The 15,988-nt window shown below is 71.4% G+C and carries 14 protein-coding genes; 4 read left to right on the top strand and 10 right to left on the bottom strand.

Going from position 1 to position 15,988, the window contains the following annotated elements:
• From FL311_RS30855 to FL311_RS44310, 8 genes are all read right to left on the bottom strand, one after another.
• The coding region (locus FL311_RS30855; RefSeq protein ID WP_141330759.1) for a complex I subunit 5 family protein at nt 1-1,017 on the bottom strand (1,017 nt) is incomplete at its 3' end.
• Nucleotides 1,014-2,504: a proton-conducting transporter membrane subunit gene (locus FL311_RS30850; protein WP_141330757.1), complete on the bottom strand. Its 1,491-nt coding sequence runs from the start codon at nt 2,502-2,504 to the stop codon at nt 1,014-1,016. The genes FL311_RS30850 and FL311_RS30855, both read right to left, overlap by 4 nt.
• The gene (locus tag FL311_RS30845; RefSeq protein WP_141330755.1) at nt 2,501-3,928 is read right to left on the bottom strand and encodes a complex I subunit 5 family protein; all 1,428 of its coding nucleotides are present in this window, start codon (nt 3,926-3,928) and stop codon (nt 2,501-2,503) included. The genes FL311_RS30850 and FL311_RS30845 overlap by 4 nt, the downstream gene beginning before the upstream one ends.
• Nucleotides 3,925-4,254: a cation:proton antiporter subunit C gene (locus FL311_RS30840; protein ID WP_141330753.1), complete on the bottom strand. Its 330-nt coding sequence runs from the start codon at nt 4,252-4,254 to the stop codon at nt 3,925-3,927. The genes FL311_RS30845 and FL311_RS30840 overlap by 4 nt, the downstream gene beginning before the upstream one ends.
• Complete coding sequence (mbhE, locus tag FL311_RS30835) at nt 4,251-5,183, bottom strand: hydrogen gas-evolving membrane-bound hydrogenase subunit E (RefSeq protein ID WP_141330751.1); 933 nt, start codon at nt 5,181-5,183, stop codon at nt 4,251-4,253. Before mbhE ends, FL311_RS30840 begins: the two co-directional genes overlap by 4 nt.
• Nucleotides 5,180-5,491 (bottom strand): monovalent cation/H(+) antiporter subunit G, encoded by a 312-nt coding sequence (mnhG, locus tag FL311_RS30830; protein ID WP_141330749.1) that lies wholly within the window; start codon nt 5,489-5,491, stop codon nt 5,180-5,182. Before mnhG ends, mbhE begins: the two co-directional genes overlap by 4 nt.
• Complete coding sequence (locus FL311_RS30825) at nt 5,488-5,784, bottom strand: monovalent cation/H+ antiporter complex subunit F (protein WP_141330747.1); 297 nt, start codon at nt 5,782-5,784, stop codon at nt 5,488-5,490. Before FL311_RS30825 ends, mnhG begins: the two co-directional genes overlap by 4 nt.
• Nucleotides 5,777-6,349, bottom strand: a complete 573-nt coding sequence (locus FL311_RS44310; protein ID WP_194869425.1) for a Na+/H+ antiporter subunit E — start codon at nt 6,347-6,349, stop codon at nt 5,777-5,779. Before FL311_RS44310 ends, FL311_RS30825 begins: the two co-directional genes overlap by 8 nt.
• Nucleotides 6,350-6,650: 301 nt before the next feature.
• Here FL311_RS44310 and FL311_RS30815 point away from each other — a divergent pair, with 301 nt between their 5' ends.
• Nucleotides 6,651-8,051 carry a tryptophanase gene (locus FL311_RS30815; protein WP_141330743.1) on the top strand — a complete coding sequence of 467 codons (1,401 nt, stop codon included), beginning with the start codon at nt 6,651-6,653 and terminating at the stop codon, nt 8,049-8,051.
• A 113-nt stretch (nt 8,052-8,164) separates the two neighbouring features.
• Entirely contained in the window at nt 8,165-8,986 is an 822-nt protein-coding gene (locus tag FL311_RS30810; protein ID WP_141330741.1) for an alpha/beta fold hydrolase, read from the top strand.
• An 18-nt stretch (nt 8,987-9,004) separates the two neighbouring features.
• Here the strand turns inward: FL311_RS30810 and FL311_RS30805 are convergent, their stop codons facing one another.
• Nucleotides 9,005-11,722: a N,N-dimethylformamidase beta subunit family domain-containing protein gene (locus FL311_RS30805; RefSeq protein WP_141330739.1), complete on the bottom strand. Its 2,718-nt coding sequence runs from the start codon at nt 11,720-11,722 to the stop codon at nt 9,005-9,007.
• Between the two features lie 299 nt (nt 11,723-12,021).
• Here FL311_RS30805 and FL311_RS30800 point away from each other — a divergent pair, with 299 nt between their 5' ends.
• Together FL311_RS30800 and FL311_RS30795 are read left to right on the top strand one after the other, a co-directional pair.
• On the top strand, nt 12,022-12,840 hold the full coding sequence (locus FL311_RS30800) for an alpha/beta fold hydrolase (RefSeq protein WP_141330737.1): 819 nt from the start codon (nt 12,022-12,024) through the stop codon (nt 12,838-12,840).
• Complete coding sequence (locus FL311_RS30795; protein WP_141330735.1) at nt 12,837-15,329, top strand: ATP-binding protein; 2,493 nt, start codon at nt 12,837-12,839, stop codon at nt 15,327-15,329. Before FL311_RS30800 ends, FL311_RS30795 begins: the two co-directional genes overlap by 4 nt.
• Here the strand turns inward: FL311_RS30795 and FL311_RS30790 are convergent.
• The coding region (locus FL311_RS30790; protein WP_228557186.1) for a condensation domain-containing protein at nt 15,272-15,988 on the bottom strand (717 nt) is incomplete at its 5' end. The two genes, FL311_RS30795 and FL311_RS30790, sit on opposite strands and share 58 nt — an antisense overlap.

The raw sequence follows: 15,988 nt of genomic DNA, 5'->3' as shown, positions 1-15,988 counted from the left end.
CAACAACCCCTTCGCCAGGGAGTGGTGCGTCGCATACACGAGCACCGCGCCCACCAACACCGCCGCCGCCTCCGGTGCGCCCAACGCGAGCCCCACCGCGAGCGTCAAGAACCCCATCTGGCTGATGCTCGAATAGGCGAGCACCGTCTTCGCCTCCCGCTGCGTCAGCCCCACCAGCACGCCGTAGAAGCTCGCCGCCAGCCCCAGGACCACGAGCGCCTGCCCCACCTCGGGCACGCTCGCCTCGCCCAGCGGCAGGAAGCGCAGCCAGCCCAGCACCCCCACCTTGATGATGGTGCCGCTGAGCACCGCGCTGCCCGGCGCGGGCGCCACCGGATGCGCCAGGGGCAGCCACATGTGCAACAGCAGCACGCCCACCTTCACGCCGAAGCCCGCGAGAATCAGCACGCAGATGAGCGCGCGCTCGGGCGACTGCGCCACCACGCGCGGCACCTCGTCGAACGTCAGGTTGATGCGCGTGCCCGCGATGAGGAAGAAGGCCGCGAGCAGCAGCACCTCGCCCACCAGCGCCATGATGATGTACACGCGCCCCGCCCGGGCCGCGCGCTCCTCCCGCGAATGGACCACGAGCCCATACGCGCAGAAGGTCATCATCGCGAAGAACAGGTAGAAGCTCGCCATGTCCCGCGCGAGCACCGCCCCCACGTTCCCCACCAGCGTCGCCAGGTAGAAGCCCCAGAACGAGGCCTTCCGCCCGTCCTCGCGCAGATACCCTCGCGCGAAGAGCCCGGAGAACAGCCACAACACGCCGGTGAAGAGCAGGTACGTCCGCGTCACCTCGTCCGGCGCGTACAGCCGCATGCCCAACAGCACGTGCGGCCAGTACACCGTCGCCCCGGCGCTCAAGCCCAGCACCACCGTCGGGAGCGCCGCCCACGGCGCCAGCAGGGCGCCCACCTCGCGCGTCGCCGACGGCATCATCGCCACCATGAGCACCAGCGGCACGCCCAGGGTCGCCAGGACGAGCAGCGAGGGCACCTCCTCCCAGCCGCTCATGGCCGGAACTCCCGGTCCGTGATGAGCCTCGTCCAGCCCAGCGGGCTGAGCTCCGCGCCCGCGAACAGCCCCGCGGCCACCGACAGCACCGCCGTCACCACCGTCGGGAACAGCAGCGCCCAGCCAATCTCCCATCCATGGGGACGGGGGCTCGGCTTCCAGTCCTCGGGCGGCGCCTGGAACCACGCCGAGTAGACGATGGGCAGGAAGTACCCCGCGTTGAGCAGGCTGCTCAAGAGCAGCACCACCACCAGCCACGACTCGTTCGCCTCCAGCGCGCCGATGCCCAGGTACCATTTGGTGATGAAGCCCGCGACGGGCGGAATCCCAATCATCCCCAGCGCGGCGAGGGTGAAGGCCGCCGTCGTCAGCGGCATCCGCCGCCCCACTCCGCGCAGCTGCTTCACCCGGTGCAGGTGCAGCTCCTCCGCGTAGTTCCCCGCGCAGAAGAACAGGGTGATTTTCATCACCCCCTGATGCACCAGGTGCACCAGCCCCCCAATCGTCGACACCGTGCCGAAGATGGAGACCCCCACCACGATGTACGCCACCTGGCTCACCGTCGAGTAGGCCAGCCGCCTCTTCAAGTCCCCCTGCTGGAGCGCCTTCAGCGAGCCGTACAGGATGGTGATGGCCGCGACGATGGCCAACGGACGCGTCACCCCCAGCTCGTGCACCAGGTAGACGCCATACACGTCGTAGATGACACGGGTGATGCCGAACGCCCCCGCCTTCACCACCGCGACGGCGTGGAGCAGCGCGCTCACCGGCGCTGGCGCCACCATCGCCACCGGCAGCCAGCCATGGAACGGCACCAGCGCCGCCTTCACCGCGAGCCCGCCGATGAGCAGCGCGAAGGCCACCGTCAACTCCGCGCGGTGGTCCACCACGGCCGACAGCGCCCCCCGCTCGGTGAACTCCACCGTGCCCGCCAGCGTGTAGAGCAGCACCACGCCCGCCAGGAGCAGCGTGGCCCCGCTGAGCGTGTAGCGCAGGTACACGTTGCCCGCGCGCAGCGCCTCCTTCGTCCCGCGGTGGATGACCAGCGGGTACGTGGACAGCGTGAGCATCTCGTAGAAGAGGAAGAACGTCAGGAGGTTGCCCGCCAGGGCGATGCCCATCGTCGAGGCGACACACAGCGAGAAGAAGCCGAAGAACCGGCTGCGGTGCCCGGTGCCCTCCAGGTAGCCCACCGCGTAGATGGTGGTCACGAACCAGAGCACCGCGGACAGCGTGATGAAGAGAAGGCTGAACGAGTCCGCCCTCAGCACCAGGTCCGCGTTGGGGAAGAAGGTCACTCGCGTCTCGTACTGACGCCCCTGGAACACGCCCCAGGCCATGGCCGCCGTGAGCAGCAGCTTCGTCGCCGCGGCCGTCAGGTTGAGCGTCGTGCGCGTACGCCGCGCCTCCTCGGCGAGCAGGAAGATGATGAGCCCCGGCAACAGCGAGCTCAGCAGCACGCACAGGGGCAGCCAGGTGTTCTTCATCGCGCCGCCCCCACCGCCAGCAACCCCAACGGGAACCAGGGCACCAGCCCCAGCACCAGCGCGATGAGCGCCAGCGCGAACGGCGCCAGCTCGTTGCCCAGCGGGATGGCTCGCACGGTGACGCCCTTTGGCAGCGGCAGGAACGAGCCCCGGAGGATGCGGAAGACGTACGCCGCCGCCAGGAGGCTGCCCACCAGCAGCACCACACCCCACCACCACTGGCCCGTGGCGATGGACGCGTTGAGCAGCAGCCACTTCGCGATGAAGCCCCCGCTGGGAGGAATGCCAATCAGGCTGATGCCCCCCAGGCCGAGCGCCAGGAAGGTGAACGGCATCCGCCCCGCCAGGCCCTGCACCCCACCCAGCGTGGTGATTCCCACCGCCTGGTGGATGTTGCCCACCGCCACGAACATGGAGGCCTTGGCCGCCGCGTGCGAGACCACCAGGTAGATGGCCCCCGCCCGCGCATCCTCCGTCGCCATGGGGAAGACGAGGAACATGTAGCCGATCTGCGCGACGCTCGAGTACGCGACGACGCGCTTGAGCTGCGACTGGAGCAGCGCCAGCAACGAGCCCCAGATGACCGCGGCCGCGCCCAACAGCCCGAGCAGCTGCGCCACCTGGGCGTCCATCACCGGCGCGAAGACCTCCAGCCACAGCCGGAACAGCACGTAGTAGGAGCCCTTGGAGATGAGCGCCGACAACAGCGCCGTCACCGGCGTGGGCGCGCCCGCATACGTCGGTGGCAGCCACACGTGCAGCGGGAACAGCGGCGTCTTGAGGCACAGCCCCACCGTCACCAGCGCCGCCGCCACCCACGTCACCGGCCCGGACTGGACGCGCTCGGCGAGCAGCCCCACGTCCAGCGCCGCATGGGCCCCGTACAACAGCGCGATGCCCAGCAAGTAGCAGAGCGAGCCCGGCAGCGCGAAGAGCAGGTAGCGCAGCCCTCCGTCCAGCCCCGGCAAGTCCCGCCGCACCGCGATGAGCGCCACGGCGCCCAGCGTGGTCAGCTCCAGCGTGACGTAGAGGTTGAAGGCGTCCGCCGACAGCACCAGCGCGTTGAGCGCGCACCAGACCAGCAGCCACAGCGGCAGGAACTCCCGGTCCTCGCGGTCCGGAAGGTGGTCCAGGGCATGGACACTGGTGAGCGAGCCCACCAGGGCGATGGTCAACATCATCAGCACCGCGAGCCCGTCCGCCCGCCACTCGATGCCCAGCGGCACGCCCCAGCCGCCGATGCTCTGGCGCAGCACACCCCGGTGCGCCACCTCCCACGCCAGCACGGCGGACGCGCTGAGCGTGGCCACCGACGTCACGCCCGAGATGAGGCGCACCGCGGGCCGTCCCACCAGCAGCGCCAGCACCGCGCCCAGCAGAGGGATGACGACGGGCCACGCCATCAAGGCCGAGGCTCCCGTCATGAGAGCTCCCCATCGGAGACGGGCTCCCGCTCCGGGGTGTGGGACTGCTCGGCCCGCAGCCGCGCCATGCGCCGCGCGAGCGCCACCGCGAGCGCCGTGGCGCTCACCGACACCACGATGCCCGTGAGCACCAGCGCGTGCGGCACCGGGTCCGGCACGCCCGTGGGCACCCGCCGCGCGAGCGCCACCAGCACCAGCAGCACGCCGGAGCCCGCGATGTTCGCCGCGAGGATGCGCTTCACCACGTGCTGATGGGAGAAGAGCCCCACCAACCCCACGCTGAACATCGCCACGCCCGAAAGCGCATAGACGGCCCACGGGCTCACGGGCGCTGCTCCGGCAGCGCCCGGGGCGGACGCGTCCCGGGGAAGAACATCAACAGCACCATGGCGATGGAGACCGTCAGCGCCGCCTCCACGACGAAGATGAGCGTGCCCGCGTACTGCTCCGGGTACTCGAGCAGCCGCCCTCCGGAGACGAGCGGCGCCACCGCCACCAGGATGAACATCAACGGCCCGGTGAGCAGCGCCCAGCGCACCCGCAACGACGACATGCGCGGCGTGCCCATGCGCGCGGTGAGGATGGCCACCACCCCGCCGCCGGCGAGGATGGCGCCCGCCTGGAAGGCTCCGCCCGGACCGTGGTCGCCCACCCAGACCAGGTAGCCCGCCACCAGCAGCAGCGCGGGCGTCATCAGCTGGAACAGCTCCCCCGTCAGCGGGTCCTCCATCGCCTCCTTTTCCGGCCGCTCGCTGCGCGGGTTCACCGCGCGCGCGCCCAGCGCGGCCACCAGCAGCACGGCGATCTCCAGCAGCGTGTCGTAGCCCCGGAAGTTCAAGAGCACCGCGGTGACGGGGTGCTCCACGCCGCTGTCCCCCTGGCGAGCGGCGACGAGCCGCCCCAGGCCCTGGCTGTCGGCGGGCAGCGCGAGCACCGCCCAGCCCAGCAGCGCCGTCAGGGCCACCGTGCACAAGAGCGCCCAGGGCCTGCGCCGCGCGCGGGCGCGCACGTCCGAGGAGTCCTCCTCCGTCCAGCTCAGCGTGTGCATGAGCAGCGCGCCCGTCAGGCCCGTGCCCACCGCGGCCTCCACCAGCGCGATGTCCGGCGCGTCCAGCCGCGCCCAGCCCAGCGCGGAGAACAGGCCGAAGGCCACGAAGAGCACCACGGCCTGCGACAGCGCCTCCGTCCTCAGGACCCGCCAGGCCAGGAGGGGCAGACAGATGGCCAGGCTCGCGTCGAGCAGCCCGTCCATCATGACTCCCGCCGTCCGGTCCAGGCCGGCGTGCCCCGCCGCAGCGCCGCGCGGGCGATGAGCTGACACGTGAAGGCACTGGCGACGAGGACGAACAGCCAGACGAACAGCAGCTTGAGCGCCGTGGCCCAGGAGCCCGACTGGAGCGCCAGGCCCACCACCACCAGGCCCAGCCCCAGGTTGTCCACCTTGGTGAGCGCGTGCAGCCGGCAGTACACGTCCGGGAAGCGCAGCACGCCCACCGTGCCCGCCACACAGAAGCCCGCGCCCGCCAGCATGAACGCCGCGGAGACACCTTCGAGGAGGGTCATCGGCGCGGCGCCTCCCCGCGAGCGCGCGCGTCCTCCGCGTCGCTGCCCACCGCGAAGCGCACGAAGGCCACCACCGTGACGGGCGCGAGCAGCGCGAAGATGAGGGCCACGTCCCGCAAGGGGGCGCTCCCCTCGTTCCCGGCGAGCAGCACCAGCACGCCCACGCCCGTGGTGCCGAAAAGCTGCGCCACGATGAAGCGGTCCGTCAGCGTGGGCCCACGAACGACGCGCACCATGCCGGCCAGGATGTTCAGGAGCAGGAAGAGGGCCAGGCCCGTGCGCAGCTCATGCATGGGCGCCCTCCCGCGGCGGAGCGGACGCGTCCAGGCCGAACAGCCGGCGCACGCGGCGCTCCAGGTCCTCCAGCTCTTCGTGGATGCCCTGGCCGCGGTCCACGAGCGCGTGCACCACCAGCTCCTCGCCCTCCACGTCCGCGTTCAGCGTGCCGGGCATCAGGCTGAGGGTGATGCGGAACAGCGTCTGGGGCGCGCCCTCGGGCAGGCGCATCGGGTAGCGGACGAAGACGGGGGAGATGGGCAGGCTGGGCGAGAGGGCTCGCTTCGCCACGTCGAAGCCGCCGTGCACCGAGCCCTTCAGGAAGAAGAGCGCGAAGCCCGCCACGCCCAGGAGCGTCCACGCGTGGCGACGCGGCGGACTCAACACGAAGCTCACCCCGGACACGACGCCCACCACCACCAGGCCGAACGTCAGGCTGCTCGGGTCGCCGTCACACAGCGCCCACCACGTCAGCGCCAGGAAGACCACGCGCGCCACCGCGCTCTTCCAGGCCCCCACGTCCAGCCGAGGCGTCCGACTCCGGCCCTCCTCCGCGCTCGCGCGCGCGTCTCCAGTATCCACGGGGTCCACGCGTCGGACCCTAGGCCAGCCACCCCGCACGCGGCGGACGGAGTTCCTCGTCACGTTCGTCAGCGGACGCTTGGTGGACGCAGTGGCGCATAACCGACGAAGCCCGGAGGCTCCAGGGGCGCGCTCGGGGCCTTTCGATTCCAGACATGCGCGGAGGCGCTCTGTCCGGGGCCCGCAAGCAGCTCGCCCTGCGGGGCATCGCCCTCGAGGACTGTCCGTCGGTTCAATGGGCAACGGAACCTCGGCGCCGCAAGTTCGTCGTCCCCAGCCCCCTCGATGAGGAGCGTCGCCGATGACGAAGCCCCAGGTCCTGCCCGAGCCCTTCCGCATCAAGATGGTCGAGCCGCTCGCCCTGCCCTCGCGCGACACCCGCGAGACGGCCCTGCGCGCCAGCCACTACAACATGTTCCAGCTCAAGAGCCGGGACGTGTATCTGGACCTGCTGACGGACTCCGGCACCGGCGCCATGAGCAAGGCGCAGTGGGCCGCGCTGATGAACGGCGACGAGTCCTACGCGGGCGCGGACAGCTTCTACACGTTGAAGAAGACCCTCCAGGAGCTGCTCGGCTTCGACCACTTCCTGCCCATGCACCAGGGGCGCGCCGCGGAGCACGTGGTCTTCAGCTCGCTGGCCCGCGAAGGGGACCTCATCCCCATGAACATGCCGTTCGACACCACGCGGGCCCACATCTTCCAGGCCCGGGCCCAGCCGCTCAGCTGCGTGGTGGAAGAGGCCTACCAGCCGGAGGTGGACGCCCCCTTCAAGGGCAACGTCGACCTGAGCAAGCTGGAGGCGGCCCTCGCGCAGCATCCGCACTCGCGGCGCATTCCGCTCGTCATGGTGACGGTCACCAACAACTCCGGCGGTGGCCAGCCCGTCAGCCTGGAGAACCTGCGGGCCTGCGCGCGGCTGACCCGCGCACGCGGCATCCCCCTGTTCCTGGACGCCGCGCGCATGGCGGAGAACGCGTACTTCATCCAGCAGCGCGAGGCGTCCTGTCGGAACCTCACGTGCGCGCAAATCCTCCGCCGGATGATGGACTGCGCGGACGCCATCACCGTGAGCTGCAAGAAGGACCCGCTGGTGAACATCGGCGGCCTGGTGGCCATGCGCACCGAGGCCCTCTACTACCAGCTGGCGCCCCGGACCATCCTGCACGAGGGCTACCTCAGCTATGGCGGGCTCGCGGGGAGGGACCTGGAGGCCCTGGCGATAGGTCTGCGCGAGATGGTCGACGAGGAGTACCTGGCCCACCGCGTCTCCCAGGTGCGCTACCTGGGGGACCTGCTCACCGAGGCGGGGGTGCCCATCCTGCGCCCGGTGGGCGGACACGCGGTCTTCATCGACGCCGGCGCGTTCCTGCCGCACATCCCCCAGCGGTGCTACCCGGCGGACGTGCTCAGCGTGGAGCTGTATCGCGAGGGCGCCATCCGTGGCGTGGGGCTCGGCGCGCTGGCGTTCGAGGACACCGACCCCGTCACCGGCAGGAAGAAGCCCCCGCGCCTGGAGCTGTTCCGGCTCGCCATCCCGAGGCGGGCCTATACGAACCACCACATGGCCTACGTGGCGAAGTGCGTGGCCGCCGTGCATCAGCGCCGCGCCTCCATCCGCCACGGCCTGAAGCTGATCCAGGACTCGCCCGTGCCGGGGCTGTCGCACTTCGTCGCGAGGCTGGAGCCCACGCCGCTCTGAGACACCCTCCCCCATCCGGGGGAGTCAGGCGCGCCTCGGCTTGGGGTGGGGCGCGGATGTGCATCTGGCTACGGTGGCTTTCGCGGAAGTCACTTCCCGAAGGAGCCGGCACGATGAGCATCGTCACGACGAAGGATGGAGCGCGCATCTTCTACAAGGACTGGGGCACCGGTCAGCCCGTGGTCTTCAGCCACGGCTGGCCGCTGAACTCGGACAGCTGGGACGAGCAGCTCCAGTTCGTCGCCTCGAACGGCCACCGCGCCATCGCGCACGACCGCCGGGGCCACGGCCGCTCCACCCAGACGTGGTCCGGTCACGACATGGACACCTACGCGGACGACCTGGCCGCGGTGCTCGACGCGCTCGACGTCAAGGACGCGGTGCTCGTGGGCTTCTCCACCGGCGGCGGCGAGGTGGCGCGCTACATCGCCCGGCACGGCACGAAGCGCGTGGCCAAGGCGGTGCTGGTGGGCGCGGTGCCTCCGCTCATGGCGAGGACGGCCAGCAACCCGGGCGGCCTGCCCATCGAGGTGTTCGACAACATCCGCGCGGGCGTCCTCGCCGACCGCTCCCAGTTCTTCCAGGACCTCACCACGCCGTTCTTCGGCGCCAACCGCCCCGGCGCCAAGGTCTCCCAGGGCGCGCGCGACGCGTTCTGGCTGGCCGGCATGCAGTGCGGCCTCAAGCCCGCCTACGACTGCGTCAAGGCGTTCTCCGAGACGGACCAGACCGAGGACCTGAAGAAGTTCGACGTCCCCACGCTCATCATCCACGGTGATGACGACCAGATCGTCCCCATCGAGGGCGCGGCGCGCGCGGCGGCCCGGCTGGTGAAGGGCTCCACGCTCAAGGTCTACGCCGGCGCTCCGCACGGCCTGACGGTGACGCACCGCGAGCAGTTCCACGCGGACCTGCTCGCCTTCCTGAAGTCCTGAGCCTGAACGGGCCCGTCGTCAGGGCGGGCCCACCTGGATGACCTGCGTGGCGAAGGCGCTCGCCCCCAGGTCGTCCGTGGCGGTGAGCGTGACGGTGTAGCGGCCCACGCCCGTGTAGCGGTGCTCCAGGTACGCCGCGTCGGACGTGGTGCCGTCACCCAGCTCCCACCGGAAGCGCTGAATCCAGCGGCCCGCGCCCGTCGCGGTGCTCGTCGTCGCGTCGAGGAACACGTTCAAGGGCGCGCTCGTCCCGGAGAAGGGTCCACCGGTGATGCGCGGCACGGGTCGCGAGCCTCCCCCCGAGGCGGGCGCGAGCAGCTTGCGCACCGTGGACGCGCCCTGGTCCACCACGAGCACGTCTCCGTTCGGCAGACCGGCGATGCCCGCGGGCAGGCTGAAGGTGGCCTGCTCCGCCGCGCCATCCCGAGCACCATGCGCGCCCGTGCCCGCGTACGTCCTCGCCCGGCCGGAGGCGACGGCGCGGATGCGCTCGTTGCCCGTGTCCGTCACCAGCAGCCGGTCCTGGACGTAGGCCGCGCCGAGCATCGGCAGGAACAGCGCCGCGCTGCCCGCCCCGTCCGAGAAGCCGCCGGTGACGGCGCCCGCGGCGGTGGAGGTGGTGAAGGAGGCGTCCATCGCCACGCGGCGGATGAGGCGGTTGCCCGTGTCCACCACCCACAGCGCGCCACCGCCGAAGGCCACGCCCGTGGGCCGGTGGAGCTTCGCCTGGCTGGCGGGACCGTTGGTGCTGCCCGAGCCTCGCGCGCCAATCAGCGTGCTCACCCGTCCATCCGGGGTGATGCGCGCGAGCCGGTGGTTGAAGGTGTCCGCCACATACAGGTCCGTCCCGGCGAACGTCACGCTGGAGGGCGTCTGGAAGCGCGCGGCGGTGCCCACGCCGTCCACCTTGCCCTGCCGTCCGTCCTTCGAGCCCGCGAAGGTCGTCACCGTCCAGCGCGCGTCCCGGGCGATGCGGACGACGCGGTGGTTGCCCGTGTCCGCCACGTAGAGCGTGCCGTCGGTGGCGATGGCGATGGACTGCGGCGAGCGCAGCGCCGTCGTCGCGCCGGCCCCCTCGCCCACCCCCGGCGTGCCCGTGCCCGCGATGGTGGTGACGGTGCGCGCCGCGTCGTTGGCGATGCGTCGCACCGCGTGGTTGCCCGTGTCCGCGACGAACACGTTGCCCTGCGCGTCCACCGCCACGCCTGTGGGCCGGCGCAAGCGCGCCTGCGTCGCGGGGCCATTGACGAACCCCTCCTGGAACGCGGCCCCCGCGAAGGTGGACACGCCCGCGGACTGTCCGGTGCGGTCCACGGGCCTGGGGTCGTCCGCGCCGAAGGTGTCGCCCGCCAGCGGCGGCACGAGGCCCGCCCTGCGCAGCACGTTGTCGGTGATGCGCTGCACGCGCAGGTCCGCGAAGTGTGGATGCGACAGGCCGTGGGACCAGGAGATGCCGCCGCTGGCGAAGACGAACGCGCCCGAGGGCGCGGTGTAGAGGGTGGAGGTGTGCCGGTTGGGCTCGCCCCTGCTGCTGATGGCTGGCGATTCGGCAAGGGCGACGAGCCCCGGCGGCGAGGCCCCGTTGCTCCACGCGCGGTCGATTTCGTAGCCCACCACGGAGAGGATGGAGTCGCCCTGCGCGAGCCCCGTGCCGGCGAAGGGCCAGGCGCCCGGCGTGCGCACCACGTAGGGCTGCGGGATGAGGCCCCAGGCGTCGGACATCACGCCCACCAGGCCGTTCTCCGGCTCCCCCAGGCGCGCGTTGCGCCAGCGCACCGTCATGAGGTTCGTGCCCGCCTTCGGGTCCTCCTGGGGCGCCTCGTCCTTGTAACAGACCTGCCTGCGCCGCGACGTGCCCGTGGGCCCCGCCTCCAGGCGGATGAGCCAGCAGCTGGTGTCGCTGCCCAGGAACGCCAGGTTCACCCCCGACGCCAGCGCCGCGTCCACCGCCTGCTTGAGCGGACGCGACCAGTACTCATCATGCCCCACCGAGATGAACAGCTTCTGTCCCAGCAACAGCGAGGGGTCCCGGTCCAGGTCCACGTTGGTGACGTAGTTGAGCTCGTAGCCCTTGGACTCGGCCCACAGCACGAAGTGGTGCGAGGCATGGAAGTACTCGCCCGCGCCATTGCCATCCAGGTACGGCCGGTCGAACGAGGCGACCTTCGCGTGGCCCCCGGACAGTCCCAGGGAGGTGGCGTAGAGGCTCTCCCCGCCCCAGGCGTTGTAGGCCTGGAACGTGGTGAACGGAATCAGGACCACGCCCGTGTTCTTCCGCTCGTCGGCGCGCACCACGAAGATGACGTAGGACTGCGGCCCGTCGTCACGCACCAGCTTGAGCAGGTACACCCCGCTGGGCCACGAGGCCTGGGTCGCCACGGTGAAGCTCACCGGCCAGCGGCACTCGACGAGCCCCGTCGTCTTGTCGGCCGCCGGCGTGGGCTGCGGGCCGAGGGTGACGGGGCCTCCGGACGCCAGGCGCCGCGAGCCCGCGCCGCCGTAGTGGCCCATGCGGTACAGCTCCCAGCGCACCGCATGCGGGCTGTCGGTCCGCACGTGGATGTCGATGGACTGGCCCCGCTGCACGCTCGTCGCGCTGGCGTAGCCCTCCAGTTGCGCGCCCGTGGCCGGCTGGCTGAGCGTCCACTCCGTGCTGCCGGCCCGCTGTGCCTCGCTGCTCGCTGGAGCGACAGACATCAGCCCCACCCACATCGTCAGGCACATCGACAGTCCCATGCGCGCTCCTCCCCACGCGCCGTTGTCCCCGGACGCCTCGCGCGCCTCAACCCGCCGGGCCCGCGAGTGGACGCCCGCGGACAGACCTCGCGCGCGATGTGCCAGGGCCGACGCGGCGACTGTCCGTCATGCCCCGCGCGACTACGGGGTTCCCACGGGTCAACTGGCCCTCGGTACACTGCCGCCTTGTGCGGCAACGTGAGCGCGCCTGCGAGAGTCGTGACGTTCCGTCGGGTGGTCGACTTGCGAGCATGCGGGCTGCATCGTCCCGTGCACCCCGCATCATCTAGACTCGCGCCATGTCCAAGTCAGTCACCACTCGAAACAATGTGCAGGTCATTGGCCGAGGCGACGACGTGATTGTCTTCGCCCATGGGTTCGGCACCAACCAGAGCGCGTGGCACCACCAGGTGCGCGCCTTCGAGGACACGCATCGCATCGTCCTGTTCGACCACGTGGGCACGCACGGCACGAACCTGGAGGACTACAGCCCCCACCGCTACGCGGCCCTGGAGAGCTACTCGCTGGACCTGCTGGAGGTGCTCGAGTCGGTCAAGGCGCGCGACGTGTTCTACGTGGGCCACTCGATGAGCGGCATGATTGGCATGCTCGCGGGGCTGGTCCGACCCGAGTTCTTCCGGGGCATGCTCTTCATCGGCGCCTCGCCCCGCTACCTCAACTCGCCTGACTTCAAGGGCGGGTTCGACCGCCAGGCCGTCGACGAGCTGTACCAGACCATCGAGCAGCACTTCGAGGCCTGGGCCAGCGGCTTCGCGCAGGCGGCCATGGGTCCCGCCGCCACGCCGGCGATGGTCAAGGGCTTCGCCGACTCGCTGCTGGCGCTGCGCCCCGACATCGCCGTCGGCGTGATTCGCATCATCTTCGAGTCGGACTACCGCGAGCAGATCACCCGGCTGAAGGTCCCCACCTGGGTCGTCCAGCCGCTCAACGACTTCGCCGTCCCCACCGCGGTGGGCGAGTACCTGGCCAGGAACCTGCCGAGCGGCAACATCCGCTACGTCCCCAACCAGGGACACCTGCCGCACCTGAGCGCGCCCACCGAGGTCAACTCGCTCATCTCGGACGCCCTCGCGGCAAGCGCCCTCGCGGCGGCGTGAGCGATTCCTCGAAGGAAGTGACGGAACCGGGGGGCCCCACCGGTTCCCTCGCCGTGGACGCGGCGGTGGCGGAGCTGATGGTGGCCGCGGTGCGAGCGCTCGGCACACGCGACGGCGGCCAGCTCACCCGCCTGCTGGAGGTGGTGCGCCAGACCTGCCGCGCGGACGTGGCCGTCAGCCTGCGCCGCATCGACCCCCTCACCGTGTTCGAGCTGGCCGGCACGCCCGCGCAGCGCCCCCGGCTGGCGCACCTGGGCGAGGCGCTCTTCAGGGGTCCCCTGACGGAGGACTCGACGTGGCGTTTCCACGACCCCCGCCCCCAGGAGAGCGGCGTCCCGGAGTCGCTGCGCGGCGCCATGGCCGTATTGCCCTGGCACTCCGTCGATGACCGCAAGGGCGGCATCGTGCTGGTGCGCCAGGGCGCCGGCGGCTTCTCCGCCTCCGAGCGCGCCTGCCTCCAGGCCCTGACGGGGCTGTTGCTCACCTGCGCGAGAGAGTGTGATCTGGAGAGCGCCACGGAGACCCTGCGCGCGCGCGTGGACGCCATCACCGACGCGGTGCCCTGCGCGCTGGTGTTCCTGGAGCACAACCGCGTCGAGACGTGGGTGAACAAGCCGGGCGCGGTCATGCTCGGGCTGCCCGAGGGCCAGGTGCCCGCCCACCAGATGTCGCGCGCCATGGCCTCGCTGCGCGAGCGCGCGACCAACCGCGTGCAAATCGAGGAGCGGATGGCGCGGCTGTTCGACGGCAGCCAGCCGGAGCTGCGCAACATGCTCTGGCGCTTCGAGTCGCCGCACCAGACGCTGTCGGTCTCCTGCGTGCCCGCGCGCCGGGGCTCCGCGCGCGGCAGGCTGTGGGCGCTGCTGGACGTCACCGAGGCCCAGGACGCGCTCTCCAGCATGGGGGAGAAGAACCTGGCGCTGGACGCCGCGCGCGCGGAGGCGGACGCCGCCAACACCGCCAAGTCCAGCTTCCTGGCCAACATGAGCCACGAGATACGCACGCCCATGAACGGCGTGCTGGGCATGGCGCAGCTCTTGCGAGAGACGTCGCTCACCGAGGAGCAGCGCGAGAGCGTGGACGTCATCCACACCAGCGGCGAGGCGCTGCTGCGGCTCATCAACGACCTGCTCGACTTCTCCAAGATTGAAGCGGGCGCGTTCGAGCTCGACGGACAGTCCTTCTCGCTGCGCCAGAGCCTCAAGGAGTGCCTGGGCCTGCTGGGGCCGCAGGCGGCCTCGCGCGGCCTGTACCTGAAGCACACGGTGGACGCGGACGTGCGCGACGCGCTGTGGGGCGACAAGACACGGCTGCGGCAGGTGCTGGTCAACCTGGTGGGCAACGCGCTCAAGTTCACCCACGAGGGCGGCGTCAGCGTGCACGTGTCGCGCGGGGAGCTGAAGCCGGGGCTCGAGCCCGACAGCTGGCCCCTGCGCTTCGACATCCAGGACACCGGCATCGGCATCCCCGCGGAGCGGATGGACCGGCTGTTCCGCTCGTTCAGCCAGGTGGACGCGTCCACCAGCCGCCACTACGGCGGCACGGGCCTGGGGCTCGCCATCAGCCTGCGGCTGGCGGAGCTGATGGGCGGCACCATCCGCGTGCACAGCACCGTGGGCCTGGGCTCCACCTTCAGCGTGGAGGTCGTCCTGCGCGAGGGTGAGGAGGTGGCCACCCGCGCCTCCGCGGAGCTGGACGCCACGCTGGGACAGCGGCTGCCCCTGCGCATCCTCCTGGTGGAGGACAACCCCATCAACCAGAAGGTCGGCCTGCGCCTGTTCAAGAAGCTCGGCTACGACGCGGACGTGGCGGGCAACGGCGTGGAGTCGCTGAGCGCCCTGGAGCGCGAGCGCTACGACGTCGTCTTCATGGACGTGCACATGCCGCAGATGGACGGCCTGGAGGCCACGCGCCGCATCCGCGCGGACGCTCCCCGGTATGGCAGCCCCCGCATCATCGCGATGACCGCGAGCGTCATCCAGGGCGACAAGGACCTGTGTCTCCAGGCGGGGATGAACGACTTCGTGACGAAGCCGGTGGACGCCACGCTGCTCATGGCGGCGCTGGAGAGCGCGGCGCGGCTGCCCGACCTCCCGCTGGCGCCCCCGCCCGAGGCGCCCGGCTTCGACGCCTCCGCGGTGGAGAAGCTGGAGCTGCTCACCGGCCCGGACCGGGGCGAGCTGGCCACGCTGGTGCGCGACTTCCTGCGCAACGCCGACAAGCACCTGTCCTCGTTCCAGCAGGCCCTGGAGACCTCCGACGCGGCGGCGCTCACCCGCCACGCGCACAGCCTGCGCTCCAGCGCGGCCCTGTTCGGCGCGGCCCGGCTGTCGCGCCGGTGCGAGGCGCTGGAGACGCGCGCGCCGCACGAGCCGCTGGAGCAGCTCCGGGAGTGGGTGGACCTGGCGCGACGGGACTTCGAAGAGGCCCGTCAGGCGCTGGAGTCCGCCGTGCCGGAGGTCCTCGCGGGTCCGCCGCCCGGCGCCTGACGCGGCGCTTCGTCGGACAGGGCCAGCTCGTCCAGCCGCGCGTCCGGCGCCTCGACGATGCGCCCCAGCAGGTGACGGAAGGCCCGGGCCAGCCGCTCCACCTCCGCATGCTGGAAGACGGCGGCGGCGTACTCGAAGGCGCCGCGAAGCCCCGCCAGGTCCTCGCGCAGCAGCAGCGTCAGCGCCTGACGGGCGAGCCCCGGCACGGACGCGTCCGGCGTGTCCGACAGCAGCGTGCAGGACATGCCGGGGATGGACAGGTCCACCCCCGTCGCGCTCTCGAACACGCACGCGACCTGCAGCCCGTGCGGGAGGCTCGCGGCCACCTCGTCGAAGGGGAGCTCCTGGTGCCCCAGGTCCTCCGTGGTGCGCAGACGGTGGCGCCGGAGCAGCTCGCGGAAGGACGGGTTGCCCGTCAGGTCGCAGCGCAGCGCCACGGTGTTGGAGAGCAGGCCCACCACGTCGCGCAGCTCGCGGCGTCCCCGGTTGGCCACCACCGTGCCCACGAGCACGTCCTCCTGGCCGGACACCTGGCGCAAGAGCGCGGCGAACACCGCGGACAGGGCCGTGAACAACGTGGCGCCCTCCGTGCTCGCCAGCGACTTCCAGGCGGCCGTCAGCGCCACGGGGACCTCGAAGCGCACCAGCCCGCCCTGCCC

This window comes from Myxococcus sp. AB025B, assembly GCF_006518215.1.
Classification (GTDB): domain Bacteria; phylum Myxococcota; class Myxococcia; order Myxococcales; family Myxococcaceae; genus Myxococcus; species Myxococcus fulvus.
Note: the sequence above shows the minus strand (reverse complement) of the source record. Positions and strands in the feature narration are given on the sequence as shown.